24 protein-coding genes and 1 pseudogene are annotated in these 26234 nt (G+C 68.0%); 12 read left to right on the forward strand and 13 right to left on the reverse strand.

Going from position 1 to position 26234, the window contains the following annotated elements:
* The first annotated feature begins 24 nt into the window (after positions 1 to 24).
* Together QM569_RS01030 and QM569_RS01035 are read left to right on the forward strand one after the other, a co-directional pair.
* Positions 25 to 462 (forward strand): PaaI family thioesterase, encoded by a 438-nt coding sequence (locus QM569_RS01030; RefSeq protein ID WP_414985357.1) that lies wholly within the window; start codon positions 25 to 27, stop codon positions 460 to 462.
* A gap of 106 nt (positions 463 to 568) precedes the next feature.
* Positions 569 to 1441: an IclR family transcriptional regulator gene (locus QM569_RS01035; protein ID WP_414985382.1), complete on the forward strand. Its 873-nt coding sequence runs from the start codon at positions 569 to 571 to the stop codon at positions 1439 to 1441.
* 65 nt (positions 1442 to 1506) lie between these two features.
* Here QM569_RS01035 and QM569_RS01040 read toward each other — a convergent pair whose 3' ends face one another.
* The 4 genes from QM569_RS01040 to QM569_RS01055 are packed head-to-tail and all read right to left on the reverse strand — an operon-like array spanning position 1507 to position 6519.
* On the reverse strand, positions 1507 to 2490 hold the full coding sequence (locus QM569_RS01040; RefSeq protein ID WP_414985358.1) for a Bug family tripartite tricarboxylate transporter substrate binding protein: 984 nt from the start codon (positions 2488 to 2490) through the stop codon (positions 1507 to 1509).
* Positions 2491 to 2550: 60 nt separating this feature from the next.
* Positions 2551 to 3756 (reverse strand): CaiB/BaiF CoA transferase family protein, encoded by a 1206-nt coding sequence (locus QM569_RS01045; protein WP_414985359.1) that lies wholly within the window; start codon positions 3754 to 3756, stop codon positions 2551 to 2553.
* 5 nt (positions 3757 to 3761) lie between these two features.
* Positions 3762 to 4901, reverse strand: a complete 1140-nt coding sequence (locus QM569_RS01050; RefSeq protein WP_414985360.1) for a MaoC family dehydratase N-terminal domain-containing protein — start codon at positions 4899 to 4901, stop codon at positions 3762 to 3764.
* Between the two features lie 52 nt (positions 4902 to 4953).
* On the reverse strand, positions 4954 to 6519 hold the full coding sequence (locus tag QM569_RS01055) for an acyl-CoA synthetase (protein WP_414985361.1): 1566 nt from the start codon (positions 6517 to 6519) through the stop codon (positions 4954 to 4956).
* Between the two features lie 156 nt (positions 6520 to 6675).
* On the opposite strand from QM569_RS01055, the gene purU reads away from it, so the two are divergent.
* Both purU and QM569_RS01065 read left to right on the forward strand, forming a co-directional pair.
* Positions 6676 to 7527, forward strand: a complete 852-nt coding sequence (gene purU, locus QM569_RS01060) for a formyltetrahydrofolate deformylase (RefSeq protein WP_414985362.1) — start codon at positions 6676 to 6678, stop codon at positions 7525 to 7527.
* A gap of 56 nt (positions 7528 to 7583) precedes the next feature.
* A complete protein-coding gene (locus tag QM569_RS01065; protein WP_414985363.1) occupies positions 7584 to 9059 on the forward strand; it encodes an FAD-linked oxidase C-terminal domain-containing protein in 1476 nt (491 codons plus the stop codon).
* 1 nt (position 9060) lies between these two features.
* On the opposite strand, the gene QM569_RS01070 is transcribed toward QM569_RS01065, so the two are convergent.
* On the reverse strand, positions 9061 to 9219 hold the full coding sequence (locus QM569_RS01070; RefSeq protein WP_414985364.1) for a hypothetical protein: 159 nt from the start codon (positions 9217 to 9219) through the stop codon (positions 9061 to 9063).
* Positions 9220 to 9336: 117 nt separating this feature from the next.
* On the opposite strand from QM569_RS01070, the gene QM569_RS01075 reads away from it, so the two are divergent.
* Both QM569_RS01075 and QM569_RS01080 read left to right on the forward strand, forming a co-directional pair.
* A complete protein-coding gene (locus tag QM569_RS01075; RefSeq protein WP_414985365.1) occupies positions 9337 to 9762 on the forward strand; it encodes an XRE family transcriptional regulator in 426 nt (141 codons plus the stop codon).
* Positions 9763 to 9951: 189 nt separating this feature from the next.
* Positions 9952 to 10605: an MT-A70 family methyltransferase gene (locus tag QM569_RS01080; RefSeq protein WP_414985366.1), complete on the forward strand. Its 654-nt coding sequence runs from the start codon at positions 9952 to 9954 to the stop codon at positions 10603 to 10605.
* Here QM569_RS01080 and QM569_RS01085 read toward each other — a convergent pair.
* Entirely contained in the window at positions 10602 to 11420 is an 819-nt protein-coding gene (locus tag QM569_RS01085) for a BglII/BstYI family type II restriction endonuclease (protein WP_414985367.1), read from the reverse strand. The two genes, QM569_RS01080 and QM569_RS01085, sit on opposite strands and share 4 nt — an antisense overlap.
* Complete coding sequence (locus tag QM569_RS01090) at positions 11417 to 12556, reverse strand: aminotransferase class V-fold PLP-dependent enzyme (RefSeq protein WP_414985368.1); 1140 nt, start codon at positions 12554 to 12556, stop codon at positions 11417 to 11419. The genes QM569_RS01085 and QM569_RS01090 overlap by 4 nt, the downstream gene beginning before the upstream one ends.
* A 59-nt stretch (positions 12557 to 12615) precedes the next feature.
* On the opposite strand from QM569_RS01090, the gene QM569_RS01095 reads away from it, so the two are divergent.
* Together QM569_RS01095 and QM569_RS01100 are read left to right on the forward strand one after the other, a co-directional pair.
* Positions 12616 to 13437, forward strand: coding sequence for an AraC family transcriptional regulator (locus QM569_RS01095; protein WP_414985369.1), 822 nt, complete (start codon positions 12616 to 12618; stop codon positions 13435 to 13437).
* Between the two features lie 21 nt (positions 13438 to 13458).
* Positions 13459 to 14070, forward strand: coding sequence for a LysE family translocator (locus QM569_RS01100; RefSeq protein WP_414985370.1), 612 nt, complete (start codon positions 13459 to 13461; stop codon positions 14068 to 14070).
* Here QM569_RS01100 and QM569_RS01105 read toward each other — a convergent pair.
* The 3 genes from QM569_RS01105 to QM569_RS01115 are packed head-to-tail and all read right to left on the reverse strand — an operon-like array spanning position 14067 to position 19609.
* Entirely contained in the window at positions 14067 to 14702 is a 636-nt protein-coding gene (locus QM569_RS01105; RefSeq protein ID WP_414985371.1) for a hypothetical protein, read from the reverse strand. The two genes, QM569_RS01100 and QM569_RS01105, sit on opposite strands and share 4 nt — an antisense overlap.
* 9 nt (positions 14703 to 14711) lie before the next feature.
* A complete protein-coding gene (locus QM569_RS01110) occupies positions 14712 to 17984 on the reverse strand; it encodes a carboxyl transferase domain-containing protein (RefSeq protein WP_414985372.1) in 3273 nt (1090 codons plus the stop codon).
* Positions 17985 to 17986: 2 nt separating this feature from the next.
* Entirely contained in the window at positions 17987 to 19609 is a 1623-nt protein-coding gene (locus QM569_RS01115) for an AMP-binding protein (protein WP_414985373.1), read from the reverse strand.
* Positions 19610 to 19708: 99 nt separating this feature from the next.
* Here QM569_RS01115 and QM569_RS01120 point away from each other — a divergent pair, with 99 nt between their 5' ends.
* From QM569_RS01120 to QM569_RS01130, 3 genes and pseudogenes are all read left to right on the forward strand, one after another.
* Entirely contained in the window at positions 19709 to 20383 is a 675-nt protein-coding gene (locus tag QM569_RS01120; protein WP_414985374.1) for a TetR/AcrR family transcriptional regulator, read from the forward strand.
* Positions 20380 to 21636: a branched-chain amino acid ABC transporter substrate-binding protein gene (locus QM569_RS01125; protein ID WP_414985375.1), complete on the forward strand. Its 1257-nt coding sequence runs from the start codon at positions 20380 to 20382 to the stop codon at positions 21634 to 21636. The genes QM569_RS01120 and QM569_RS01125 overlap by 4 nt, the downstream gene beginning before the upstream one ends.
* A gap of 17 nt (positions 21637 to 21653) precedes the next feature.
* A pseudogene (locus QM569_RS01130) lies at positions 21654 to 22292 on the forward strand (GntG family PLP-dependent aldolase); the annotation flags it as partial.
* Positions 22293 to 22623: 331 nt separating this feature from the next.
* Here QM569_RS01130 and QM569_RS01135 read toward each other — a convergent pair.
* Genes QM569_RS01135 through QM569_RS01145 form a run of 3 tightly spaced genes read right to left on the reverse strand, consistent with a single transcriptional unit; the run spans position 22624 to position 24933 of the window.
* Positions 22624 to 23349: an alpha/beta hydrolase gene (locus QM569_RS01135; RefSeq protein WP_414985376.1), complete on the reverse strand. Its 726-nt coding sequence runs from the start codon at positions 23347 to 23349 to the stop codon at positions 22624 to 22626.
* 34 nt (positions 23350 to 23383) lie between these two features.
* Entirely contained in the window at positions 23384 to 24385 is a 1002-nt protein-coding gene (locus QM569_RS01140) for a Bug family tripartite tricarboxylate transporter substrate binding protein (protein ID WP_414985377.1), read from the reverse strand.
* On the reverse strand, positions 24382 to 24933 hold the full coding sequence (locus QM569_RS01145; protein WP_414985378.1) for a cupin domain-containing protein: 552 nt from the start codon (positions 24931 to 24933) through the stop codon (positions 24382 to 24384). The genes QM569_RS01140 and QM569_RS01145 overlap by 4 nt, the downstream gene beginning before the upstream one ends.
* Before the next feature lie 189 nt (positions 24934 to 25122).
* Between QM569_RS01145 and QM569_RS01150 the strand changes: the two genes are divergently transcribed.
* On the forward strand, positions 25123 to 26034 hold the full coding sequence (locus QM569_RS01150) for a LysR family transcriptional regulator (protein ID WP_414985379.1): 912 nt from the start codon (positions 25123 to 25125) through the stop codon (positions 26032 to 26034).
* Positions 26035 to 26234 lie beyond the last annotated feature (200 nt).

The raw sequence follows: 26234 nt of genomic DNA on the forward strand, positions 1-26234 counted from the left end.
AGACACTTTCAATAAAATACCGGGATGACACCCGAAGAGCTTGCCCTGCACCACTGGAAGCGCCGCGAGCTGCCTGGCTTCATGGGCCTGGCCGGGCCGCTGTGGACGCGGCGCGAAGGCGAGGCGTGGGCCTACGCCGTGCTGGCGCAGGCGGCGCACATGAACCCCGCGGGCGTCATGCACGGCGGCGCCCTGGCCACCCTGGCGGACCACGCGATCAGCAGCGTGGCATGGGAGGCGTGCGGGCGGCTCCCCTGTGTGACGCTGCAGCTCGACACGCATTTCGTCGGCCCCGTACACGTCGGCGAGCTGGCGCAGGCCCGCGCGCGGGTGGTTCGGCGCACCGGCGCGCTGTTCTTCATGCAGGGCGAAGTTTCGACGGGGGCGGGCGTCGTCCTGACCGCGCAGGCGCTCCTGAAGGTCATCCGCGCGCCGCAGAACGCGCAAGACGCCGGGGCCTGAACGCAGGCAGTCCTTGCATGGCCATGTACAGGTGTCCACTAACATCGGCGGTGTCCCTGCGCTCCGCAGCGGCGCACGCCGTCATCCATGCATGGGAACCCATGCCATGACGGGCAGGGCGGCAAGCTGGCTGGGGCCCTTGGGACGCCCCCAACCGCCCAGAACCGACATGCCCGCCAGTCAACCAAAGCCCTCGAACAAGACACCCACGCCTGCGCGCACGATGCGCGTGCGCCCCGTACCCGCCGTCAGCCGCTCCATCGCCATCCTGCGGCTGCTGGGCCAGGTGGGCCAGCCCCTGGGAGTGAAGGCCATTTCAGACGAGCTGGCGCTGGTGCCCAGCACCTGCCTGCACATCCTGCGTGTGCTGGTCGCCGAAGAACTGGTGACCTGGGACCCGGCCACCAAGCGCTACGCGCTGGGCAACGGGATGATCAGCCTGGCGCGCAGCGTGCTGGACCGCAGCGGGTTCCCCCAGCTCATCCAGCCCGTGCTGGACCGCCTGGCCGGACGCTTCGGCGTGACGGCCATGGGCGTGGAGGTGACGAAGGGCGCGGTCGTGGTGCTGGCGCTCTCGCATTCCAACCAGCCGTTTCGCGTCCACACGGACGTGGGCAGCCGCTTCGACACACTGGTCAGCGCCACGGGGCGGCTGGTGGCTGCGCACAGCGGCGAAAGCTGGACGGACCTGCGCAAAAAGTTCTCCAAGATCAAGTGGGACAAGGCACCGCGCTTCGACGCCTGGAAGAAAGAAGTGGAGCAGGCCCGGCTGCAGGGCTTCAGCGTGGATCGCGACCATTTCATGGCCGGCCTGACGGTGGTCGCGGTGCCGGTCTTCGCATCCAGCGGGCGTCTGGCCTACACGGTGGTCGTCGTCGGGCTCAGCAGCCAGCTCACGTCCGTGGCCACCGACCTGCTGGCCCAGGAAATGATGCGCGAGGCCAAGGAGATTTCGCATCTGCTGGTGGAAGGGGCCTGACCGCCGCGCACCAGCGCCTGTGTGCCAGGACCGGGGGCGCCGATGCTCGGCGCGCCCCCGGGAGATCATTCCGCGCGTATGCCGGCCGCCTGAATCAGCGGCCCCCACTTCTTGCGCTCGGCGCGCGCGAATTCGGCGAGCTGCTCCGGCGTGCCACCGGCGGGATCGAACCCCAAATCCAGCAGCTTCTGGCGCACCTCGGGCCGCGAAAGGGCCTTGTTGAGCGAGGCGCTCAGGGCCGCCACAACGGCGGGCGGCGTGCCCTTGGGCGCATACAGCGCGTTCCAGGCGATGACCTCGAAGCCCTGGACTCCCTGCTCCGCCACGGGCTTGACACCGGGCACCAATCCGCTGGGCTTGACCGAGGTGACGCCGATCGCCTTGACCTTGCCCGATGCGATGTGCGGGCGCAGGGCGGTGGGCGTGTCCACGATCACGGGCAACTGCCCCCCGATCACGTCGGTCATGGCGTTGCCCGAGCCCTTGTAGGGCACGCCGAAAAGCGGCACGCCGGTGTGGGCCTTGAGCAGTTCCACGACCAGGCGTGCCGTGGTGCTGGGCATGGCGATGTCGGTCGCTCCCGTTTTGCGCCGGGTGGCGTCCAGCAGGTCGGCAACGGAGGCGAAAGGCACGCTGCCGTTCACCGCCACGACCATGGGGAAGGTGCCCACCAGGCCGACGGGCTCGAAATCGGTCGCCGTATCGAACGGCATCTTGGCGTAGAGGAACTGGTTGAGCACGTGCGTGGCGTTGGTGCCCATGGTGAGCGTGTACCCGTCGGCCGGCGCGCGCGCCGCCGCCTCCGTGCCCAGGTTGCCGCCAGCGCCCGGGCGGTTGTCGATGACGAAGGGCTGGCCCAGGTCCTTGGCCATCAGGTCGGTGATGTAGCGGGCGACGATGTCCGTCCCCTGCCCTGCCGCGTAGGCGACGACCACGCGAATGGGCTTGTCGGGATAGTGTGACGCTGCGGCCTGGGGGCCTTGGGCATGGACCGTGGGCGCGCCCGCGAGGAAGCAGGCGGCTGCAAACAAGGCTGCGAACTTGCGCATGGTGTTGTCTCCTGGGTAGTTATCTTGAATCAAATGGCGGATTGCCGCCTCAGTGCGGCCCTACACCGCCAGGGGTGCGGGGGCCGCTCCGCTGGCCTGCAGGGCCTTGCGTTCTTGCGGGGTGAGGCCCAGTTCGGCCAGCACTTCGTCCCGGTGTTGGGCGAACGTCGGCGGCGGGCCGCCCGGCATTCCTGGCGTGCCCTCCAGCCGCAGGGGCGCGCGCAGGCCGGTGTAGCCCTCCGCGCGCACGACCATGGCCCGGTGCGCGCAATGCGGATGCTGCAGCGCCTGCGGCACCGACAGCACGGGCCCTGCGGGCACGCCGACGCGCATGAGGGCATCGCACAACGGGCCGCTGTCCCGCCCGGCGATGGCCGACTCAATGGCCTCGCGCAGCGCCTCACGGTTCGCCAGCCGCGCGGTGTTGGACGCAAAACGCGGGTCGGCCGACAAGTCCTGCAAGCCCACGTGGCCGCAAAAGCGCTTGAACTGCCCGTCGTTGAGGATGCCGATGAACAGCTCTCCGTCACGGGCGCGGAACTTGTCATAGGGCGCGATGTTGGGGTGCGCGCTGCCCAGCAGTGCCGGGCTTTGCTGCGAGGCGAACCAGTTGGACGCATGCGGCAGCAGCAGGCTGAGCGCCGTGTCGTACAAGGTGGCTTCCACGCGCTGACCCCGCCCGCTGGTGCTGCGGGCCAGCAGCGCCATCAGGATGGCCGCCAGCGCCACGTAGCCCGTGAGATGGTCCACCACGGGAATGCCCACGCGGGTCGCGCCGGTCGCGGCGTCGCCGTTGATGCTCATCACCCCGCACAGGGCCTGCAGCACGGCGTCGTAGCCGGGCAGGCCGCCCAGCGGGCCGTCCGCACCGAAGCCGGTGATGCTGCAGTACACCAGCCGGGGGTATTGCGCCGCGAGCGACTGCTCGTAGCCCAAGCCCCAGCGCTCCATCGTGCCGGGCAGGAAGTTCTCGACCAGCACGTCGGCATCCGCCAGCAGCCGGTGCAGCACTTCGCGGCCTCCCGGTGTGGACAGGTCCAGGCTGATCGAGCGCTTGCCCCGGTTGAGTGCCGAGAAGTACGCCGCATGGCCCGCCGCATCGAACGGCGGTCCGAGCTTGCGCGTCTCGTCGCCGCCGGGCGGCTCCACCTTGACGACCTGCGCGCCCTGGTCGGCCAGCATCTGGGTACACAGCGGGCCCGCGAGCACGCGGGTCAGGTCCACCACCTTCAGGCCGTGCAGCGCGCCGGGGCGGTTGGCGTCCATGGGTGTCAGCCTTTGGACGGCAGGATGACCACGCCGCCGCCCAGTACCGAGAGTTCGTCGTCCTGGTTGCGGGCCTCCTGCTCGATCTCGACCATGTGCTGACCGTTCTCGACGAACTTGCGCTTGACCCGGCCCTTGATGAACAGCATGTCGCCCTCGGGGTTGTGGCGGCGGATCTTGCAGCTCGCCTTGTGCAGGAAGCCGGTGTCGCCCATCCAGTTGGTGAGGTGGTGGGTGAGCCACGATGTGCGCTCGGGGCCGTAGTCGTAGGCGCCGGGCGCGCCCACTTCGAGCGCGAAGTCTTCCTCCCAATGCACGCGCTCGGGGCAGTCCGGGATGCCGAAGCGGTTCTTGATGCCCACGCCGGGGTGCTGGTCGATGAGCTTCCAGGCCAGCTTGTTGGCGCGGATGTAGAGCCCACCCCAGCCCTGGGCGTAGGCGATGAAGCCGGTCACGGTCATCGGGCCCTTGAACATGGTGGGCAGCTCCTCGCCCTCCTTCACGTCCTCCCAGTAGCGCGGCGTGGCGCCGCGGATTTCTTCGTTGCGGTAGAGCTTGTACGCCTCGCCCAATTCCTCGTCGGTGTAGCGGCGCGGCTCGCGGGCACGCACCTCCTTGTACTTGGTGCCGACCTCGCGGGCATGGTCGCGCTCGGTGCGAAAGCACCAGCTGTCGGCCTCGGCCACCTTGTCGCCCGTCTGGTTGAAGAAGTCCACGTGGTAGATCTGCTGCACGGCGCGACCGGCGAACCGGGTCTGGTGTTCGATCAGGTCTTTCAGGTGCGCCTCGGTGTGGATGGCGTCGTTGCGGCGCACGGCCTTGTGCCAGGTCCAGTCCGCGCCCGACCACATGGCGTGTACGCCCGGCAGGCCGCCCACGTAGCCCGAGACGATGCGGCTGGTGGCAAACAGGAAACTGGGCAGCGCCACGATGCCGCCGTAGTGCGTCTTGGCAGCGTAGTCGGGGTCGCACCACAGCGGGTTGTCGTCGCCAATGCCGTGGGCGTAGTGGCGGATGTTGTCGCGGGTCGCCTCGTAGCACCAGGGTTCGACGGTGTTGCCGATCTTCTGGCCGATGCGCTCGCGCAGTTCGTCGAGGCCGCTTTCCGTGATCTTGGGGAAGCTGCGCGTGGTGGTGGTGGACATGGTTGTCTCCTGTGGTGTGGGTGGTTGAAAACGGGAAGAAAAAAGAAACCGCTCAGTGCGCAATCGCAGCGGCTGCCGCAGCGGCCTCGCGCTCGCGCAGCACCTTGCGGTGGACCTTGCCGGCCGGGGTCTTGGGCAGCTCGGGCACGAAGGCCACGTGGCGGGGGTACTCGTGCTGGCTGAGCTTGGTGCGCACCAGGTTCTGGATTTCCTGCACGAAGGCGTCACCAGGCGCGCGGTTCGTGACCACGAAGGCTTTGACCACCTGGCCGCGCACTTCGTCGGGTACGCCGATGGCGGCGGCCTCCTGCACGTCGGGGTGCAGCAGGATGGCGTTTTCGATCTCCACCGCGCTCATGGTCCAACCGGCGGAGATGATCACGTCGTCGGCCCTGCCCGCGTGGTAGTAGTAGCCGTCGGCATCGATGCGGCCCAGATCCTTGGTGGGTATCCAGCCGCCCTTGCGCAGCACCATGAGCTGGCCCGTGGCGCCCGGCGGGCATTGCCGACCGTCGGCGTCGTGTACCTCGACGCGCGTACCCGGCACGGGCTTGCCCAGCGAGCCGCGCTTGACGGGAAAGTCGGGCGCGCCGGGGTAGCTGACCAGCACGACGCCGATCTCGGTGGTGCCGTACATGCTGCACACCTCCAGGCCGAAGGTCCTGCGCACGAAGTCGGCGGTGTCGTCGTCGATGGGCTCGCCCGTGAACGAGAGCTTGTCGAAACCATAGCGATGCTCGCCCGCCTTGCCGCAGTTCTTCATCATGCGGTAATGGGTCGCCGCAGCCGACATGTTGGTGAAGCGGTGCGCGGCCAGCGCCTGCAGCAGCCGCTCGGGGTTGAAGCGCCCGCTGTAGGCGCCCACCGTGAGCCCCAGCCCCAAGGGCGCCAGCGTGCCATGCCACAGGCCGTGTCCCCACGCGGGTGACGAGGGGCAGAAGAACCGGTCGCCGGGCCGCAGCCCCGTGCCGTACAGCGCCGCCACCGTGAGCGTGACCAATGCCCGGTGCGTGTGCTTGACGGCGTCCGGCAGTTCGCGCGTGGTGCCCGAGGTGTACTGGAACACCGCCAGGTCGTCCGCGCGCGTTTGCACCGCGTATGGGTGCGGCAGCGCCTGCAGGCTGGCGTGGAATTCGTGGTCGTACACCAGCACCGGCACCTGGGTCACGGCAGCGGCGGTGGACTGCTTCTCGGGGTTGGTGACGATCAGCGCTGGCTGGCAGTCGTCCACGCGCAGGCGGATGCCGTCCGGGCCGAACAGCGTGAACATCGGCACGGCAATGGCGCCGCGCTTGATGACGCCGAACATCGCCGTGTAGAAGGCCCGCGAAGGGTCGAGCATGATCGCCACGCGCTGCCCCGGCTGAACGCCTCGCTGCTCCAGCCAGTGCGCGAAGCGCGACGAGTCCTCGGCCAGCTCGCGGTAGGTGATGACCTCATCCGTGCCGTCCGCGTGGACGACGATCAACGCGTCACGGCCACTGGAGGCGTGCCGATCCACACATTCGTGAGCGATGTTCAGGCGCTCGCGGTCGCCGTCGAAAAGCTCCCAGAGCTTCTCGGCAGAGAAATGCGCCTGGGCGTCTGCATAACTCTGGTAATCGGTGAGTCGGGGCATGGGGTGCGTGTCTCCGTTGGTGTGCGTCCAGTTTCGGAATTTGGCCATTTATTGTCAAATACAACTTTTAATTGTCCATAGACAATTAAAACCAGGCGCATGACGGGCCTGGAAGATCGTCCGGATGCCGGGCCGTGCTGCGACAATCGCCCGGCTATGACCACCAACGCCTACATCCTGACCCTGTCCTGCCCCGACCGCCTGGGGCTGGTGCATGCCGTATCGGGCTTCCTGCTGGAGCACAGCGGCAACATCGAAGAAGCCGCGCAGTACAACGACCACGACACGGGCCTGTTCTTCATGCGCGTGCAGTTCGAGTGCAGCCAGCACGACCACGCCACGCTCAAATCGCGCCTGGCGGCCTTCGCCGAACCCTACGCCATGCGCTGGAGCCTGCACGCCACGGCCGAGCCCATGAAGACCGTGCTGCTGGTCAGCAAGGAGGGCCACTGCCTGAACGACCTGCTGTTCCGCTGGAAGTCGGGCCTGCTGCCCATCGACATCCGCGCCATCGTCAGCAACCACCGCGACTTCTACCAACTGGCGGCGAGCTACAACGTGCCCTTCCACCACATCCCGGTCACCGCCGCCACCAAGGCGCAAGCCGAGGCAAGGCAGTTGGAGATCATCGAGGCCGAGGGGGCCGAACTGGTGGTGCTGGCGCGCTACATGCAGATACTTTCAGTGGACCTGTGCCAGAAACTGGCCGGGAGGGCCATCAACATCCACCACAGCTTCCTGCCCAGCTTCAAGGGCGCCAAACCGTATTACCAGGCGCACGACCGGGGCGTGAAGCTCATCGGCGCCACGGCGCACTACGTGACCGCCGACCTGGACGAAGGCCCCATCATCGAGCAGGACGTGGCCCGCGCCGACCACACCGACACGGTGGAAGACCTGACCGCCCGGGGCCGCGACACCGAAAGCCTGGTGCTGGCCCGCGCCGTCAAATGGCACAGCGAGCACCGGGTGCTGCTCAATGGGCACAGGACGGTGGTGTTTAGGTAAAAATGGCCTCTAGCGCTTATCCATAAAGCACGAGCAGCTATCATATTAATAGCAGCATGACCACCGCCGAACGCCAGGCCCGCCAGGCCGAGATCGTCCAGGCCCTGGCCCGCGTGCTGCCCGCGCATGCGCTGCTGTGGCATGCCGAGGACACCAGCCCTTATGAGTGCGACGGCCTCACCGCCTACCGCCAGCGCCCGCTGGCCGTGTGCCTGCCCGAAACCTACGACCAGGTTCAAGCCGTGCTGCAAACCTGCCACCGCCTGCAAGCCCCCGTGGTGGCGCGCGGCGCGGGCACGGGGCTGTCGGGCGGGGCCATGCCGCATGCACTGGGCGTGACGCTGTCGCTGGCCAAGTTCAACCGCATCCTCGACCTGGACCCGGTGGCCCGCACCGCCCGCGTGCAGTGCGGCGTGCGCAACCTTGCCATCAGCGAGGCCGCCGCGCCCCACGGCCTGTACTACGCGCCCGACCCCAGCAGCCAGATCGCCTGCACCATCGGCGGCAACGTGGCCGAGAACTCCGGCGGCGTGCATTGCCTGAAATACGGCCTGACGGTACACAACGTCCTCCAAGTGAAAGGCTTCACCGCCGAGGGCGAGCCGGTGGAGTTCGGCAGCGAGGCGCTCGATACGCCGGGCTACGACCTGCTGGCCGCCGTGATCGGCAGCGAAGGCATGCTGGCTGTGGCGACCGAAGTCACCGTGCGGCTCATCCCCAAGCCACAGCTCGCGCGCTGCATCATGGCCAGCTTCGACGACGTGCGCCGCGCGGGCGACGCCGTGGCCGCCGTCATCGCGGCGGGCATCATCCCTGCCGGGCTGGAAATGATGGACAAGCCCATGACCGCCGCCGTCGAGGACTTCGTCCACGCGGGCTACGACCTCACGGCAGAGGCTATCCTGCTGTGCGAAAGCGACGGCACGCCCGAGGAGGTGCAAGAAGAAATCGCCCGCATGAGCGAGGTACTGCGCGCGGCGGGTGCCACCGCCTTGAGCGTGAGCCGCGACGAGGCCGAGCGCCTGCGCTTTTGGAGTGGTCGCAAGAACGCCTTCCCCGCCAGCGGCCGCATCAGCCCCGACTACATGTGCATGGACTCCACCATCCCGCGCAAGCGCCTGGCCGACATCCTGCTCGCCATCCAGGCAATGGAAAAGAAGTACCAACTGCGCTGCGCCAACGTGTTCCACGCGGGCGACGGCAACCTGCACCCGCTGATCCTGTTCGACGCGAACGACGCCGACCAACTGCACCGCTGCGAACTCTTCGGCGCCGACATCCTGGAAACCAGCGTGCAGATGGGCGGCACCGTGACCGGCGAGCACGGCGTGGGAGTGGAAAAGTTGAACAGCATGTGCGTGCAGTTCACCGCCGAGGAAAACGCCCAGATGCTGGGCCTGAAGGCCGCCTTCGACCCTGCGGGGCTGCTCAACCCCGGCAAGGTGATCCCCGCTTTGAACCGCTGCGCGGAGTACGGAAAGATGCTGGTGCGCGGCGGGCGCACCAGCCACCCGAAGCTGCCCCGGTTCTGATTCAGCCGTTGCTGCGCTGCTGCCGCTGCTGCTCTTGCAGCAGCCGCTGCTTTTCCGCCTCGCGCAAGGCGCGCAGCCGCTGCACGTTGGCCTCCATGCTCTCGCGCTGCGCCCGCGTCAGCGCAGGCAGTTCCGGCTGTTGCAGCTTGTCCTGGGGCATCCCTGCTCCTTGCATCGCGGTCGGGGGGGTTCAGTCACGTAACTGTCAGTCCATCAAAAAAAGTAACTATAACGGCTAATTACCCTGACTGACCGCGCCCTCTCTAGCCTCGCCGGCATGCAAAGCGCAAGAGAACAGTTTGCGGCCCGGTTACGCGACGCGATGGTGGCGGCGGGCTACGAACCCCGCCCCGCCGTGCTGGAGCGCGAGTTCAACACCCGCCACTGGGGCAAGCCGATGACCTTGCACGGCGTGCGCCGCTGGCTGCGCGGCGAGACGCTGCCCGACTACCGCAAGCTCACCACCCTGGCCGAATGGCTGCAAGTGCCCGTGCAGCAGCTCGGCTATGGCGAAATGTCGCAGCCGCACATGGCGCGCGAGCGCACCGCACCCGCCTGGAACGCGGGCCTGGGCTACCAGGACCGGGAACTGTTCGAGATCTACCTGCGCCTGCCCGTGCCCAAGCGCCGCCTGGCGCGCGACGTGATCCTGGCCATCGCCCGCGCCCATGCTGCCGAGGAGGCGGAACGGGGCGATAGATAAATCGCCCCAGCACACTGTGGCCACAATTGTCGTGTTGCACTTCGGAATTGAGGCCACCCATCCCCTCGGGCATACAGAACGCTTTCGGCTGTCAAGAGAGTGGTATGTTCCCAGCCACACCACAAACGTATGTTGACACATGGATATACATACAGTAATTTCACCGGACGCACCCAAACACCCCTTGCCATGACCGCTGAAACCGCCGCCCAGAATTTTTCCAACTTTGTCGCGGGGCGCAAGTTCAAGACCATTCTTGCCGACCCCCCTTGGCAGTTTCAGAACCGCACCGGCAAGGTCGCGCCCGAGCACAAGCGGCTCAACCGCTATGGCACCCTGACGCTGGACGACATCAAGGCGCTGCCCGTAGCCGCCTCTGTCGCGGATACCGCCCACCTTTACCTGTGGGTGCCCAACGCTTTGCTCCCCGAAGGGCTGGCAGTCATGCAGGCGTGGGGATTTCAATACAAATCAAACATCATCTGGCAGAAGATTCGCAAAGACGGCGGGCCGGATGGACGCGGCGTCGGTTTCTACTTTCGCAACGTCACCGAGATCCTGCTGTTCGGCACGCGCGGCAAGAACGCCCGCACGCTGCAGCCGGGGCGCACCCAGGTCAACATCATCAGTACCCGCAAACGCGAGCATTCGCGCAAGCCCGACGAGCAATACCCGCTGATTACTTCATGCAGCCCCGGCCCTTACCTGGAGATGTTCGCCCGGGGCAAGCGCGAAGGCTGGGCCATCTGGGGCAATCAGGCCGACGAAAGCTATACGCCGAGTTGGCCGACCTACACCAATCACTCGCAGGCAGACACCAGCTTGCCACTGGCTCTGGCCTAAACCGCTTCGCTGCCATCCGCCGCGTCCTCTTCGGACAACGGCTCAACCTTGGCGGCATCGAAAACGACGATCGAAGCAGGAAGCCCAATCAGCAACAGTGGGCATGGGTTGCCCACACCCCGATCGACCCGGTGCATCAGCTTGTCCCAATGCGTGGTGGCCTGGCCGAATTTGTTGGAAACGAAGTTGTCCGTCCAAGCAATGGTAAGGGGCACGGGGTCTTTGGCGCGCTGAACACGTTTGAGAATGTTGGCCCGCTGCTTGGGTGTGGGCGTGACGCCAGTCTCCGCAAGCCGCTCCATGGTGTCGATACTGCGCTCCATGGCAAAGCGATGCACTGCATTCCAGAGGCTTTCTTGCAATGAACGCCCCCGCGTGATGATGATGCCCACGCTGATGGCGCCTTCGGCGTGCAGACGCTTGAAGTTTTCCAAATCGCGGTCGTAGAACGGATCCTTGTTGTTCCACTCAATTTCCAGGGCCAGAACGCCCACGCCGTCATAGCGCTTGACGTGATCGACCTCGTGCGAACTGGATTCGCGCGGCACACCGTCGATGGTCTTGCCGATTTCAAAGATGTGCTTCTTCCAGCCGAGGTGCGCAAGCGCCCTGCGCAAACGCTGGGTGAACTGGGTTTCACCGCCGCCCGATCCGATGATCTCGGAAATCGGCAGTTCTATGGCGCTGAGGACATGTTCCAACTCATGCAGCGCGTCGGAAAACTCACCGTCCAGGATGGACCTCGCATGCGAGAGAAAGAGGATGTCGAACCCCTTTTTCCGCAATGTCTCGAATGGCGGGTGGACCATCATCATCCAGCCAACGCGATCTTGTCCAGCGCGGCCGCCAGGTGCCCCACCGTGCGGTCCACGTTGTGCCACTTCTCCAGCCCGAACAGGCCGATTCGGAAGGTCTTGAAGTCCGGCCCCTCGTCGCATTGCAGCGGCACGCCCGCGGCGGTCTGCAGGCCCACGGCGGCGAACTTGCTCGCGTTCTGGATGCCGGGGTCGGTCGTGTAGCTCACCACCACGCCGGGGGCCTTCCAACCGTCTGCCGCCACGCTGGCGAAGCCGCGCGATTCGAGCAGCGCGCGCACCTTGGCGCCCAGGTCGATCTGCTCGGCGCGCACCTTGTCGAAGCCATAGTCCCGCGTCTCCAGCATCACGTCGCGCAGGCGCACCAGGGCGTCGGTGGGCATGGTGGTGTGGTAGGCGTGCTGGCCCTTTTCGTAGCCCTCGGCGATCTGCATCCACTTCTTCAAATCGCACGAGAAGCTGCTGCTCTGCGTGCCCTCGATGGCCTGGCGGGCGCGCTCGGACAGCATGACCATCGCGCAGCAGGGCGAGCTGCTCCAGCCCTTTTGCGGGGCGCTGATGAGCACGTCCACGCCGGTCTTGCGCATGTCCACCCACATCGCGCCCGAGGCCACACAGTCCAGCACAAGCAGCGCGCCGACCTCGTGCGCGGCGTCGGCCACGGCGCGGATGTACCCGTCGCTCAGGATGATGCCGCTGGCCGTCTCCACGTGGGGCGCGAACACCACCTTGGGTTTTTCAGCGCGGATGGCAGCCGCCACCTCGTCCGCCGGACACGGTGCCCAGGGTGCCTGCGGGCCGCTGCCCTGCTGGCGCGCCTTGCACACCACAGAGCCGCCGCCCAGACCCTTGTCGGCGTCGAAGATCTGCGTCCAGCGGTAGCTGAACCAGCCGTTGCGCACGATCAGCACCTTCTGCTGGTTGGCGAACTGGCGCGCCACGGCCTCCATGCCGAAAGTGCCGCTGCCGGGTACGAGCACGGCGGTGTGGGCGCCATAGACCTGCTTCAAGGTAGAGAGGATGTCCTGCACCACGCCGCTGAAGCGCTTGGACATGTGGTTGAGCGCGCGGTCGGTATAGACGACCGAGAATTCAAGCAGGCCGTCGGGGTCGATTTCGGGCAAAAGGCCGGGCATGGGGGTGTCTCCGCGTGGGTCAGTCTGAAAGGAACGGGCCAGCTTATCATGGGCCGCACATGGCCCAACCCCCACGTTTCCAGCTTCTTGCCTGCGTGCATCCGGGCATGGACGCGATGCAGGCGGACTCCGCCATGGCTTTCGGCAAGCACGTCCACACGCAGTTCGGCCTGGGCGTGATCGAGCGCGGCGCGCAGCGCTCGGCCAGCGGGCGGGGGATGGTGGAAGCGGGTGCGGGCGACACCATCACCGTCAACCCCGGCGAGGTGCATGACGGCGCACCCTTGGGCGATGGCGGCAGGGCCTGGCGCATGCTCTACCTAGAGCCTGCCCTGGTGGCGGGCCTCGCGGCGGACGTGCTGCCCGGCGCATCCACCGCGTTTGAATTCCATGCCCCCGCGCTGCGCGATGCGCAATTGGCCGCCCAGGTGCGGGCGCTGTTTGCCGCCGCCACCGCCCCTGCTGCGCCCTCTGCCGACCTGCGCGTGCAGGAATGCCTGCTGGGCATTCTGGGCACGCTGCTGCGGCCCGGCGGGCGCGAACTGCCCGCCGCCATTGCCCCGGCCCGCACGATGATGGACGACGACCCCGCCGCGCCCTGGAGCCTGGCGGAGCTGGCCGCCGAAACGGGCCTGAGCCGCTACCAGCTCGTGCGCCAGTTCGCCCGCGCCACGGGCCTGACGCCCCACGCCTACCTGCTGCAACGGCGGCTGCAACAGGCGCGGCGGCTCATCACGGCAGGCACGCCGCTGGCCGAGGCGGCAGCAGCCAGCGGCTTTGCCGACCAGAGCCATCTGACGCGGGTGTTTACGCGCAGCTTCGGCGTCACGCCCGGCGCGTACGCACAACGGGCTGCAATTTCGTTCAAGACCCGCGCGTAGCCTGGGCCGATGCTGCGGGACATGGGCATCGAATTCCTCATCACCTCTCTCATCATCGTCGTCTCGCCAGGGCCTGGCACCTTGCTGACCGTGGCTGCCGGCCTCTCGGGCGGCGCGCGGGCGGCGGCCATCACAGCGCTGGGCTGCACGCTGGGCATCGTGCCGCACCTGCTGGCGGCCATCACCGGGCTGGCCGCGCTGCTGGGCGCCAGCGCCACCGCCTTCGAGGTGGTGCGCTACGCCGGGGCGGCCTACCTCATCTACATGGGCTGGGCGACGTGGCGCTCGCCCGCCGCCCTGGCCGTACCAGCCGACGCGCCCCCGCGCACGGCCGGGGCGCGCATTGGCGAAGCGGTGCTGGTCAACCTGCTCAACCCCAAGCTGTCGCTGTTCTTCCTGACCTTCCTGCCGCAGTTCATCGCGCCCGGCGAGCCGCAGCCCGCGTGGCGCATGGCCCAGCTTTCGCTGGTGTTCATGGGCATGACGTTTGCGGTGTTCGCGCTGTACGGGGCCTTTGCCGCGCGGTTTCGCCAGCAGGTGCTGGAGCGGCCCAGCGTGCAGGACTGGCTGCGGCGCGGGTTTGCGGCGGCTTTCGTGGGGCTGGGGGTGAAGCTGGGGCTGATGCAGCGCTAACCCACGTCACAGCGCAGCCGCACGGGGCAGCGGCCCACGGCGCGCACGGCGTCGAGCACGTCGCATTCGTGACCCGCATCGGGCGTCAGGCGTTGCAAGCGCATCTGGCCCTGGCGCAGCAGCAGACGGTAGTTGTCCGGCCCGTCGCTATCCGTTTCGACCACCCATTCGGTGATGTCGGCCCAGGGCACGAACCACTGGCCTGCTTGTTCTGCCACCCAGGTCGCCTCGATCAGCCGGGGCACGCCCTGCATGCCGAGCAGGCTGTTGCGCGCAAAGACCACACCGTCTGGGCGCATCTCGATCCAGCGCTTGCCTTGCGTGAAACGCACGGGCGCTGCCACGGCGGGCGCGCCTTCGGCGGGAACGACCCAGCCCGCGTCCCACTGCGCGCGCAGTGCGGGCGGCACGGCGCGCCAATTACGCCAGCGCCGCGCGGCCAGCGCGGTCAGGCCTGCCAGGGGGATGAGGGCGAAGGCCAAGCCCATCTCCAGCCCCCGCTCATCCACCTTGCCATGCAGCGCAAAGCCGACGAAGGGGCTGAAGATGAGCAAGAACCAGCACAGCGCGAACCACCCTACCGACGAGCGCGCCGTGGCGGGCAGCGGGGGTCGGCGGTAGGTGTCGGCCATGCGGCCAACCTACCAGGTGTCGATGAAGCTTTTGTGACGCGCCGCCGCGCCGCCACGCGCCGCGCCCGCCAGCCCCCGCGCCAGCCAGGCGCGCGTCTCGGCCGGGTCGATCACCGCGTCGATCTCCAGCGTGGCCGCCATGTGCATGGCCTCGCCGTTGGCGTATGCCTTGGCGACGAGCTTCTGGTACAGCGCGTCGCGCTCAGGCCCTTCGGGCAGGGCTTGCAGCTCCTTGCGGAAACCCAGGCGCACCGAGCCTTCGAGCCCCATGGCGCCGAACTCGCCCGTGGGCCAGGCGACCGTGAACGCGGGCGCATGGAAGCCCCCTGCCGCCATGCCCATGGCCCCCAGGCCGTAGCCCTTGCGCAGCACCACGGCGAAGAAGGGCACGCGCAGGGCGGCGGCGGTGACGAACATGCGGCTGACGTGGCGCACCTGTGCGGTCTGCTCCACCTCGGGGCCGACCATGAAGCCCGGCGTGTCCACCAGGCTGACGATGGGCAGGCCGTGCGCGTTGCACAGCTGCATGAAGCGCGCGGCCTTGTCGGCGGCAGCCGCGTCGATGGCGCCGCCCAGGTGCTGCGGGTTGTTGGCGAGCAGGCCCACGGGGCGGCCCTCGATGCGCGCCAGCGCGGTGTGGATGCCCGCGCCGAAGCCGGTGCGCAGCGGCAGCAGGCTGCCTTCGTCCACCAGGCCCGCCATGGCGGCCCGGGTGTCATAGACGCGCAGGCGGTTCTCGGGCACCACGGCGCGCAGCAGGCGCTGGTCGGGCGCGCTCCAGTCTGCCGTGCGGCCCTGGAAGTAGCCCAGGTACTGGCGCGCGGCGCGCACGGCCTGGGCCTCATCATGAACCAGCACGTCGATCACGCCGTTGGCGTGCTGCACGCCGCTGGGGCCGACCTGCTCGGGCTTGAACACGCCCAGCCCGCCGCCTTCGATCATGGCGGGGCCGCCCATGCCGATGTTGCTGGCGCGCGTGGCGATGATCACGTCGCTGCAGCCCAGCAGCGCCGCGTTGCCCGCAAAGCAGCGGCCGTGCACCACGCCGACCACGGGCACCTGGCCCGACAGCGCGGCGTAGGCGGCGAAGGTGGTGATGTGCAGGCCGGCGACCACGGGCATGTCGGTATCGCCGGGCCGCCCGCCGCCGCCTTCGGCGAACAGCACCACGGGCAGCTTCTGCGCCAGGGCGATGCCCAGCATGCGGTCGGTCTTGGCGTGGTTGCGCGCGCCCTGCGTGCCCGCGAGCACGGTGGCGTCGTAGGCCATGACCACCGCGCGCGATGCCTCGGTGCCGAACAGCGCGCCGTTGATGCCGCCGATGCCCGTCACCATGCCGTCGGCGGGCGTGTTGGCGATGAGGTCTTCCACGCTGCGGCGGCGCGTCTGCGCGGCGATGGCAAGCTGGCCGTATTCGATGAAGCTGCCCTCGTCGCACAGGTCGGCGATGTTCTCGCGCGCGGTGCGGCCGCCCTGGGCGTGGCGCTTGGCGACGGCCTCGGAGCGGGCGGCGTCGAGGGTGACGGCGTGCCGGTCCAGCACGCGCTGCAGGTCGGGGCGGATGGCGGCGGGGTCGAGCGCGCTGGCCTGCGCGCCCTGGGCCGTGGCGTCGTCGGGCGCGGCGTCGAGCGCGAGCAGGGCCTGGCCCTGCGCCAGGTACGCGCCCGGCGCGGCCAGCAGCGCGCGCACGCGGCCCGCGTGCGGGGCCAGCAGCACGTGTTCCATCTTCATGGCTTCGAGCACGGCCAGCTCGGCCCCGGCGGCCACCACGTCGCCCTCGGCCACGCTGAGCTGCACCAGCCGCGCGGGCATGGGGGCGGCTATCGCACCTTCCTCCAGGGGTTTATTGTCTTTTTGGCCTCCAGTGCTTATGGGATATGCACTTGTAGCTATTGTTTTAGAAGCATCCAGCAAGGCAGGCAGCACCGATTCAAACCAGCGCGTGTGGACCTGCTGGGTCTCCATCTCGGGCCGCTCAGCCAGCGCGCGCAGCAGCGCGAGGTTGGTCGCCACGCCGTCGATGCGGCATTCGGCCAGCGCGCGCTGCGAGCGGCGCAGCGCGTCGGCAAAGCGCGGGCTGGGGCTGTACACGATGAGCTTGGCCAGCAGCGTGTCGTAGTGCGGCGAGGGCGTGCCACCCGCCACGCCGTGCGTGTCCACGCGCACGCCGGGGCCCGCGGGCAGGTCGAAGCGCGTGAGCGTGCCGCTGCCGGGCACGGCGCCGCCTTGCGCATCCAGCGTCTCGGCGTTGATGCGCCACTGCACGGCATGGCCGCGCGGCGCGGGCGGCGCGGCGGGGTCCAGGCCGATGTCGCGCAGGCTGCGGCCCGCGGCCAGCGCGATCTGCGCCTGCACGATGTCCACGCCCGTCACCTCCTCGGTGATCGTGTGCTCCACCTGCAGGCGCGGGTTGCATTCGATGAAGACGAAGGGCAGCTCGGCGCACGCCAGGTCCACCAAAAACTCGAAGGTGCCCAGGCCCTCGTAGGCCACGGCGCGCGCCATGGCGAGGGCTGCGGCGGTGATGCGTTCGCGCAGCGCTTGCGGCAGGCTGGGGCTGGGCGCGATCTCCACCAGCTTTTGAAAGCGCCGCTGCAGCGTGCATTCGCGCTCGCCCAGGGCGATGGCCTCGCGCCCGTCGCCCAGCACCTGCACCTCGATGTGGCGGGCGTTGGGCATGAGGCGTTCCACGTACACGCCATCGACACCGAACGCGGCCTGGGCCTCGCTGCGGCAGCGCGCGTAGGCGGCGGGCACATCGGCAGCAGACTGCACGGCGCGCATGCCGCGCCCGCCGCCGCCGCCGATGGCCTTGATGACGATGCCCGCGCCGTTCTGCTGCGCGAAAAAAGTTTGCGCTTCTTCGAGCGTCACAGCCGCCTGCGTGCCGGGCATCAGCGGCACGCCCTGCTGCTGCGCCAGCGCGCGCGCCCGGGCCTTGTCGCCGAACAGCGCAAGCTGCTCGGACGTGGGGCCGATGAAGCGCAGGCCCGCATCGGCGCAAGCCTGCGCGAAGTCGGCGCGCTCGCTCAAGAAGCCGTAGCCGGGGTGGACGGCGTCGCAGCCATGCCCGCGGGCGATGGCGATGAGGCGCGCGCCGTCGAGGTAGGCGGCGGGGCCGGTGGCGTTCAGCGCGACGGCGCTGTCGGCTGCCTGCACGTGCGGGCTGGCGGCATCGTCGTCGGCATGCACGGCGAGGCTGGCGATGCCCAGGTCGTGCAGGGCGCGCACGGTGCGCAGGGCGATTTCGCCGCGATTGGCGATCAAAACCTTCTGGAACATATTCACTCGATGTCTCTCAATAAACGGCGCAGCACCTTGCCCGCGCCGGTGGCAGGCAGCGCGTCGATGAAGCGCACCTCGCGCGGCACCTTGTACGCGGCCATGTTCTCGCGGCACCAGGCGACGAGCGCGTCGGCGTCAAGCGCGGCGCCGGGCTTCTGCACGATGAAGGCGCGCACCACCTCGCCCTTTTGCGCATCAGGCACGCCCAGCACGGCGGCCTGGGCGATGGCGGGGTGCTTGATGAGGATGGTCTCCACCTCTTCGGGGAACACGCTGTAGCCCGAGACCTTGATCATCTCCTTGAACCGGCCCAGGAAGGTGAGGTAGCCGTCGGCGTCCAGCCTGCCCATGTCGCCGGTGTGTACCCAGCCGTCCTTGAGCGTCTTGGCCGTGGCCTCGGGCTTGTTCCAGTAGCCACGGAAGTTGCCGGGGCCGTGGATGATGATTTCGCCCTGCGCGCCCACGGGCATGTCCTCGCCCGTGTCGGGGTCGATGATGCGGATGCGGTTGCCCGCCACGGGCTTGCCCTGCGTGCCCCAGCGCACGGCGTCCACGGGCATGGCGGTGTCGCAGGTGTGCGTTTCCGACAGGCCGTAGGCCGCTTCGCTCGCCACGGCGTTGGGCGCAAACTCCTTCCACTGGTTCGCCAGCGCCTCGGTGAACGTGATGCCGAAGCTGGTGACGGCGTTGTGCCGCAGCGCGCTGAAGTCCATGTCGCGCGCGCCTGGCACCTGCATCACGGCCACGTTCATGGGCGCGATGCTGTACCACCAGGTCACGCGGTGGCGCGCCAGCGCCTGGGCCGTGGCCGCCGCGTCGAAGCGGTACATCAGCACGCAGGTGGCGCCCGTGTACACGGGCACGTTCACGCCCATGAGCATGCCCGCGATGTGGTACAGCGGCGCGATGGCGAGCAGCACGTCCTGCGCGCCCAGGCTGCTGCTCTGCGCCGACGCGTCGGTCTTGAACAGCGCGTTGCCGTAACTGAGCATGGCGCCCTTGGGCAGGCCGGTGCTGCCCGAGGTGTAGGTCATCAGCGCCACGTCGTCCAGGCCGATCTCCACGGGGCGCGGTTTCGCGCCCGAGCGCGTGGCGGCCAGGAAGTCCTCGCAGCACGCGGCCAGCGCATCGGGCACGGGCGCGGGCTGGGCGCGCATGGCGGTCAGTTCGGCGGGCACGTCGATGGGGCTGTCGCCGCCCAGCAGGTCGGCGTAGCGCACGGTGAAGACGTGCTCCAGCCTGGTATCGCCCCGCACCTGCGCCACCACGGGCAGCAGCACGTCGGCCGCGACGATGACGCGCGCGCCCAGGTCGCCCAGTTGGTAGCCCAGCTCGTGCGCCTTGTTCAGCGGGCCGCAGGGGCAGACGATGGCGCCGATCTTCTGGATGCCGTAGTGCGCCATCACGTACTGCGGGCAGTTGTTCATGAACAGCGCCACGGGCTCGCCCTTTTGCACGCCCAGCGCCTGCAGCCGCGCGGCGAAGGCGTCGCTGGCGGCGTCCAGCTCGGCCCAGGTGAGGGGCTGGCCGTACCAGACGTAGGCGGCGCGGCCCGGCGTTTCGCGCGCGTGGCGGCGCAGGTGTTCGTGCAAGGGTTGCTGCGGGGGATGGGTTTGCGGCATGGCGTGTCTCCAAGGTGCCTGGAATCGCTGGTCTTCAGGGTTTGCGATAGGCACTGCGGCCCGCCAGCGTCTTGCCAATATATGCCGCCGGGTAGAAAAATGCTACCCATGGGTAGAAACTCACTGTCGCCAACCGGTCGGCAAAAGGCCGCCACGGCGAGGTCGGACGAGAAGCGCGAGCGCATCCTGGCCGCCGCCGAGGCGCTGTTCGACGCGCAGGGCTACGCCAACACCACCATCGAGCAGATGGTGCAGGCGCTGGGCGTGACCAAGCCCTTCGTCTATTACTACTTCCGCAACAAGCAGGAGATCTTCGAGACGCTGTGCTGGACGCCCGCCGTGGCGTGCTTCACCGCCATGGATTTCGCCGAGGACGACGCGCGCCCCGCGCACGAGAAGGTGGCCGACGGCATCGCCCGGCTGGTGCGCGCCACGCTCGCGCACCACCCGGCGGCGTTCTTCCCGTACCGCGAGCCGCAGGTGTTTCGCCCCGAGTACCTGGCCGCGCAGAAGAAGCTGGCGAACCACTTCTACGACCGGCTGTGTACCCTGCTCGATGAAGGCCGGGCGGACGGCATGTTCGAGTTCGGCGACACCAAGATCACCGCGCTGGCCGCCTGCAGCCTGCCGGGCTTTCTCTACAACTGGTACCGCCCCGGCGGCCGCCTGCCGCCCGACGCGGTGGCCCGCGAGCTGACTGCGCTGGCCTGCCGCGTGCTGGGCCTGCGCGCATGCCCCCCATCCACCACCACAACGACCGGAGACACGCCATGAAGACAACGAAGACGCCGCACCCCGCCACGCTCACCGCCCTGGCCCTCGCGCTGGGCGCGGGCGCCGCCCATGCGCAGGAGACCTTCAAGGTCGCCTACATCGACCCGCTGTCGGGCCCCTTCGCCAACGTGGGCGAGCTCATGCTCACGCACATCCAGTACGCCATCGAGGACATCAACGCCAAGGGCGGCGTGCTCAAGGGCACCAAGCTGCAGCTGCTGCAGTTCGACAGCAAGCTGTCGGCGCAGGAGAGCCAGAGCGCGCTGCAGGCGGCCATCGACCAGGGCGCGCGCGCCATCATCACCGGCGGCTCGGGCTCGTCGGTGGTCACGGCGCTGGTGCAGTCGGCGGCGCGCCACAACCAGCGCAACCCGGGCAAGGAAGTGATGGTGCTCAACCACTCGTCCATCGACCCCGAGCTGACGGGCAAGGCGTGCAACTTCTGGCACTTCCAGTTCGACGCGAACACGGCGATGAAGATGAAGGCCATCGCCAACTACATCAAGACGCAGCCCGGCATCAAGAAGGTGTACCTGCTCAACCAGGACTACGCGCACGGCAAGCAGTGGGCGCACTATGGCCGCGAGTTGGTGGGCCTGGCGCGGCCCGACATCCAGTTCGTGGGCGAGGCGCTGCACCCCATCGGCCGCGTGAAGGACTTCGCGCCCTACCTCGCCAAGATCAAGAGCAGCGAGGCCGATTCGGTCATCACCGGCAACTGGGGCCAGGACATGGCGCTGCTGCTCAAGTCCGCGGGCGATGCGGGCTACGACCTGCGCTACTTCAACCACAGCGCGGGCTCGGTGCCCGGCACGGTGCTGGCGGTGTCGCAGGCCAAGCGCGGCCAGCTCACCTGGGTGGCCGAATGGCACCCGGGCCAGGCCGACCGGCCCAAGGTGGACGCGCTCGCCAAAGCCTACAAGGCCAAGACGGGCAAGGACTTCCTGGGCCCGCGCATCGAGTTCACGCCGCGCTTTCTGGCCGCCGCCATCCAGAAGGCCCAGTCCACCGACACGGTAAAGGTGGCCCGCGCGCTGGAAGACCTGACGCTGGACACGGTGGTCGGCCCCGTGCGCATGCGCGGCGAGGACCACCAGTTGCTGCTGCCCCAGGTGGTCAACACCATCGCGCCGGTGGACGGCAAGGCGGTGAAGACGGGCTGGGAAGGCACGAACTACGGCTTCCGCACCGATGCGTCCTACTCGGGCAACGAACTGGCCCAGGGCACGGAGTGCAAGATGGCGCGCCCCTGAAACCCTCTTATTGCCGCATGCCCGACTTCCGCAGCGACACCGTCACCCAGCCCACGCCCGCCATGCGCGAGGCCATGTTCCAAGCCCCGCTGGGCGACGACGTGTTCGCCGACGACCCCTCGGTGAACGCGCTGCAGGACCACGCGGCGCAACTGCTGGGCTTCGAGGCCGCGCTGTTCGCACCCTCGGGCACGCAGACCAACCTGATCGCGCTGTGGGGCCACTGCCAGCGCGGCGACGAGGCCATCGTGGGCCAGAGCTGGCACACCTACCGCTGGGAGGCGGGCGGCATGGCCGTGCTGGGCTCCATCCAGCCCCAGCCGGTGGAAACGCAGCCCGACGGCACGCTGCGGCTGGCGGACATCGCCGCCGCCATCAAGCCCGACGACCCGCACTTCGCGCGCACCCGCCTCATCGTGCTGGAGAACACCACCGGCGGCCAGGTGCTGCCACCCGCCTACGTGGCCGAGGTGGCGCAACTGGCACAGCGGCGCGGCCTAGCGCTGCACCTGGACGGCGCGCGGCTGTTCAATGCCGCCACCGCCAACGCGGCGCGCCACGGCACCGATGTGTATGACGAGGCGCGGGCGCTGTGCGGCCATTTCGATTCGGTGTCGCTGTGCCTGAGCAAAGGCCTGGGCGCGCCCGTGGGCACGCGGCTGCGCTGGGTGACGCACCTGGACGTGGGTGCGGACGACGTGACGGCGGCACTGGCGTGCGTGCGGGCCTTCCCTGGTGCTCAGGGCAATCACATCTGAGTCTGCAAACTAAGCGCTTGAGTCCTTCCCAGTCGCTGTTCCAATGAATCTGCCGACTCGCCTGCAAAGCATCCCCGATTCCCGTATTGAGCGCACGCACCGCCACGATCTGCAATCGGTCCTGGCAATTGCGCTTGTGGGCGACTTTGCGGGCTCCGTGAAAAGATCATGAACACGCTCTTGCTTGGCGCCTATTGGGGTTCATGGTTTAGATGCGATTGCCCTGAATTCATCCGCCTGGCCCGGGTTCGTTGCACAGGAAGCGCACGAGATCGTCCAACTGCTCGCCGACCACGCGGGTGTGCGTGCCGGGGTAGATGACCAAGCGCTTGTCGCGCGTGCCCAGCGCGTCGAAAAGATCCAGTTGACCCTGGCGGGTGAAGAGCTCGTCGTCCCATTTTTGCTGGAACAGCACAGGGCAGCCCACGCGGCCCGCGTCGCCGAGCAGTCGCTGCGATTGGGGGAAGCACGCGCCCCACATGCCGAGGGCCGCGCGCCGGATGCGGGGCGCCTGCGCCAGCACGGGCAGGCCGTAGGCGGTGCCCATGGAAACGCCGTACCACAGGAGGTGGGCGTCCGGCCATGCCTCGTGGGTCTCGCGGAGCAGGTCGATCCACCGATTGACGTGGCTTTCGATGTGCCCGGGCGCTTGTCGCCACAGGTTCAGGAAGCGTTCGCGTGTGACCAGGTCCGTTTCCCCATCCTGGCCCCGGGCACCGTGGACAGGGCCGTCCAGCGCCAGCACGCGGCAGCCCCGCGCGACGAACACACGTGCAGCGTCCAGCACGTCGGCACCGCTCTTGGAACTGCTGCCGCCGTGCTGCATGCAGACGATGGGCGAGGTCGGATCGGTGCCGTCCCCACCATCGTAGAACGCCGCCGCGTCCAGCAGCGGATCCGCGGCGGGTCGGAACGTCCGCTGCCGCACCCCGGGGGCGGCGAGTGATTCATGCATCCATCGAATCACGGCGCTTCCTGGCGGGCAGGCATCACTCGATGCGGATGTTGTTCGCCTTGACGATGCGGCCCCACTTGTCGTAGTCGCTGCGCGTCACGCGCGCGAACTCGTCAACGGAGTCGCCTACCGGCTGCAGGCCCAGTTCGCCCAGGCGGGTGCTTGCCTCGGGCAGCCTCAGCGCCTTCACGATTTCTTCATTCAAGCGCTTCGTGATGTCCTTGGGCGTGGCAGCGGGCAGATAGAAGCCTTGCCAGCCATCGCCATCGAAGCCTGGCAGCGTTTCCGCGGTGGTGGGCACGTCGGGCAGGCTGGGCAGGCGCGCCTTGCTGGTGACGGCCAGCGCGCGGACCTTGCCCGACTTGACCATAGGGATCGCCGTGGTCACTGGCTCCAGCGTGACGGCAACCTGCCCGGCAATCAGGTCGGTCAGCGGGCTGCCCTTGTAGGGGACGTTGTTCATCCGCACATTGGCCATGTTGCACATCATCTCCATCACGACATGCGCCGCAGTACCAACGCCCAGCGACGCATAGTCCACCGCGCCCGGCTTCCTGCGCGCCTGCTCCAACAGATCGGAGACCGTGCGGAAGGGCTGCTGCGGGCCAGCGATCAGCACGTAGGGCACGCGCACGGCCTGGGTCACCGCAGAGAAGTCCTTGAAGGCGTCGTAAGGGAGCTTCTGATAGACGTGCGGGTTGATGCACATGATGGAGTTGACGGACAGCAGCAGGGTGTAGCCGTCCGCAGGGCTCTTGGCGGCCGAGTCGGCGCCGATGATGCCGGAGGCACCCGCGCGGTTGTCCACTATGACCGGCTGGCCCAGGACACGGGCCAGGGGATCGCTCACCACGCGGGCCACGATGTCGACCGAAGAGCCGGCAGCGAAGGGCACCACGATGCGGATGGGGCGCGACGGCCAGACGGACTGGGCGCGGCCGGGCAGGCTCGCGACCGGCAGGAGCGCGGCTGCGGCCATGCGGGCCACGAGCTGGCGGCGGCTCAGCGGGGTCATGCTGCGATGCGCGGGGTTCATTTCATCATCCCTTCCTTGCGCAGGGCGGTCTTCGCCTCGTCGGAGAAGTCCGCCTCGGGCGCGTCGCCGCCGATGACGAACATGATGAAATGGCTCTTGTCCGGTTCGCTGAAGGTGACGTTCTCGAAGCGGCGGTTCACGCCGGGCGGGAACGAGCAGACGTCCCAGGGGCCGCAATCGAAGTACTCCACCCGGCCGTCCACTTCCCACGAGCAGCGCCAGGTGCCAGTCAGGGGAATGAAGGTCTCGTTGGTGTCGTGGTTGTGCATCAGCGGCCCGTTGCCGGGCTTGGCTTCGCAAAAGCCCAGGTTGAAGCCTTCGCTGATGGGAATAGCGGAATTCGCGGCCGCTTCCGCGCCCACAGGCGACAGGACGTCCGCCCCGCCCTTGCCCTTGGGCGGCTGGAAGCCGATGGCGTTGTAGAGCAGGCGCTCGCAGCCCGGGTAGTGGGCGTCGGGCAGTCCGCCGTCGAAGCCCTTGATGTCCTTGAAGAAAGCGACGCGCTTGCGCATCTGCTCGCGGGTGAGGTGAAGGGTGGGAAGTGGCATGGGGAAGGTCTCCTGGCTGCTGTGTAATGAGGAGCGGGAGCTTAGGAGGCACCCCGGCAGGCCGCAATCGGCGTACCTGATGCATGCCATTGGAGCGTCCGATGGGCTTGGGAATTTCCTCTGACGCAAACGGCCCTTGTTGTGCTATTGAGACGGGTGCGGCACCGATTGCCGCCAGTGAGCCAGACCATGAAGAAAAACGCGATCGATGAACAGATGCTGCGCGCGTTCGACGCCCTGATGCGCGAGCGCCACGTCACCCGCGCGGCCGACCTGCTGGAGCTGAGCCAGCCATCGATGAGCGCACTGCTGGCCAAGCTGCGCGCGGCGTTCGACGACGAGTTGCTCGTGCGCAGCGGAACCACGTGGAGCGCCACCGAGGTCGCGCTGTCGATCTGGCCGCGCGTGCAGGCCGCCATCGAGGCGCTGGACCGCGTCAATGAGCCCACCGACTTCGATCCAAAAACGGCGAGCTTCACGTTCCGGGTGATCGCGATCGACTACATCGACATGATCCTGATCCCGATCATCATGAAGCGGCTGCGCGAACACGCACCCGATATCGCGCTGCACGTGCTGCAGACCAACCCCCATCACTTCGGCGAGATGATGTCGGCCGGGGAGTTGGACCTGACCCTGTCCTACTACCCCGACCCACCGAACTACCTGCTCAGCCGACGGCTGTTTTCCGACCGGTTCCTCGGGCTGGCCGCGCAGACGAATCCGGTGCATGAAAAGCCGCTGGACGCGCGGGAGTTCTGCGCGCTGCCGCACATCACCATCGAGCCGCAGGGCACGCAGATCTACAACGTCCAGATCGACACCGCGCTGGAGCCCTTCAACTGCCGTCGGCGCATCCAGATGGTCAAGCCCACGTTCCTGTCGGTTCCCTTCGTGCTGGAAACGTCCGACCTCGTCACCTGCGTGCCCGCGCGCCTGGCCCGGCGCATGGAGCGCATGGCGGCCGTGAAGGCGTTCGACGTTCCCATCGAGCTGCCGCGCTTCGACGTGTGCATGCTCTGGCACCCCCGCACGCAGAATTCCCCGCCGCACAAGTGGTTCAGGGAACTGATCTTCGATTGCGTGCATCAGCACCTGTGACGATGGAGTTGGTTTTGCCTTGCCGGGGGACTGAATAACTCCTACTTTGATAGCTGCCAGGGATTACTGGAAGGGGGCGGTTTCAAGTCCAAGCGCAACAAATATTCAATGCACAGGGTCTGGCTGCTGGCTCAATCGAGCCAAGTGCTCGGCATAGACCTCAATGGGCTTGCGCCAACCCAGGGTCATCCTGGGGCGGC

Source organism: Acidovorax sp., assembly GCF_047607405.1.
Classification (GTDB): domain Bacteria; phylum Pseudomonadota; class Gammaproteobacteria; order Burkholderiales; family Burkholderiaceae_C; genus Acidovorax.

Bases quoted from the DNA above. Each gene is read 5' to 3' on its own strand.
- QM569_RS01110 (WP_414985372.1), bottom strand. From the start codon at position 17,984: ATGTTCCAGAAGGTTTTGATCGCCAATCGCGGCGAAATCGCCCTGCGC.
- QM569_RS01100 (WP_414985370.1), top strand. From the start codon at position 13,459: ATGGGCATCGAATTCCTCATCACCTCTCTCATCATCGTCGTCTCGCCA.
- QM569_RS01140 (WP_414985377.1), bottom strand. From the start codon at position 24,385: ATGAACCCCGCGCATCGCAGCATGACCCCGCTGAGCCGCCGCCAGCTC.
- QM569_RS01070 (WP_414985364.1), bottom strand. From the start codon at position 9,219: ATGCCCCAGGACAAGCTGCAACAGCCGGAACTGCCTGCGCTGACGCGG.
- purU (WP_414985362.1), top strand. From the start codon at position 6,676: ATGACCACCAACGCCTACATCCTGACCCTGTCCTGCCCCGACCGCCTG.
- QM569_RS01040 (WP_414985358.1), bottom strand. From the start codon at position 2,490: ATGCGCAAGTTCGCAGCCTTGTTTGCAGCCGCCTGCTTCCTCGCGGGC.
- QM569_RS01065 (WP_414985363.1), top strand. From the start codon at position 7,584: ATGACCACCGCCGAACGCCAGGCCCGCCAGGCCGAGATCGTCCAGGCC.
- QM569_RS01035 (WP_414985382.1), top strand. From the start codon at position 569: ATGACGGGCAGGGCGGCAAGCTGGCTGGGGCCCTTGGGACGCCCCCAA.
- QM569_RS01080 (WP_414985366.1), top strand. From the start codon at position 9,952: ATGACCGCTGAAACCGCCGCCCAGAATTTTTCCAACTTTGTCGCGGGG.
- QM569_RS01125 (WP_414985375.1), top strand. From the start codon at position 20,380: ATGAAGACAACGAAGACGCCGCACCCCGCCACGCTCACCGCCCTGGCC.
- QM569_RS01030 (WP_414985357.1), top strand. From the start codon at position 25: ATGACACCCGAAGAGCTTGCCCTGCACCACTGGAAGCGCCGCGAGCTG.
- QM569_RS01045 (WP_414985359.1), bottom strand. From the start codon at position 3,756: ATGGACGCCAACCGCCCCGGCGCGCTGCACGGCCTGAAGGTGGTGGAC.
- QM569_RS01095 (WP_414985369.1), top strand. From the start codon at position 12,616: ATGGCCCAACCCCCACGTTTCCAGCTTCTTGCCTGCGTGCATCCGGGC.
- QM569_RS01135 (WP_414985376.1), bottom strand. From the start codon at position 23,349: ATGCATGAATCACTCGCCGCCCCCGGGGTGCGGCAGCGGACGTTCCGA.
- QM569_RS01115 (WP_414985373.1), bottom strand. From the start codon at position 19,609: ATGCCGCAAACCCATCCCCCGCAGCAACCCTTGCACGAACACCTGCGC.
- QM569_RS01120 (WP_414985374.1), top strand. From the start codon at position 19,709: ATGCTACCCATGGGTAGAAACTCACTGTCGCCAACCGGTCGGCAAAAG.
- QM569_RS01090 (WP_414985368.1), bottom strand. From the start codon at position 12,556: ATGCCCGGCCTTTTGCCCGAAATCGACCCCGACGGCCTGCTTGAATTC.
- QM569_RS01145 (WP_414985378.1), bottom strand. From the start codon at position 24,933: ATGCCACTTCCCACCCTTCACCTCACCCGCGAGCAGATGCGCAAGCGC.
- QM569_RS01150 (WP_414985379.1), top strand. From the start codon at position 25,123: ATGAAGAAAAACGCGATCGATGAACAGATGCTGCGCGCGTTCGACGCC.
- QM569_RS01055 (WP_414985361.1), bottom strand. From the start codon at position 6,519: ATGCCCCGACTCACCGATTACCAGAGTTATGCAGACGCCCAGGCGCAT.
- QM569_RS01050 (WP_414985360.1), bottom strand. From the start codon at position 4,901: ATGTCCACCACCACCACGCGCAGCTTCCCCAAGATCACGGAAAGCGGC.
- QM569_RS01105 (WP_414985371.1), bottom strand. From the start codon at position 14,702: ATGGCCGACACCTACCGCCGACCCCCGCTGCCCGCCACGGCGCGCTCG.
- QM569_RS01075 (WP_414985365.1), top strand. From the start codon at position 9,337: ATGCAAAGCGCAAGAGAACAGTTTGCGGCCCGGTTACGCGACGCGATG.
- QM569_RS01085 (WP_414985367.1), bottom strand. From the start codon at position 11,420: ATGATGATGGTCCACCCGCCATTCGAGACATTGCGGAAAAAGGGGTTC.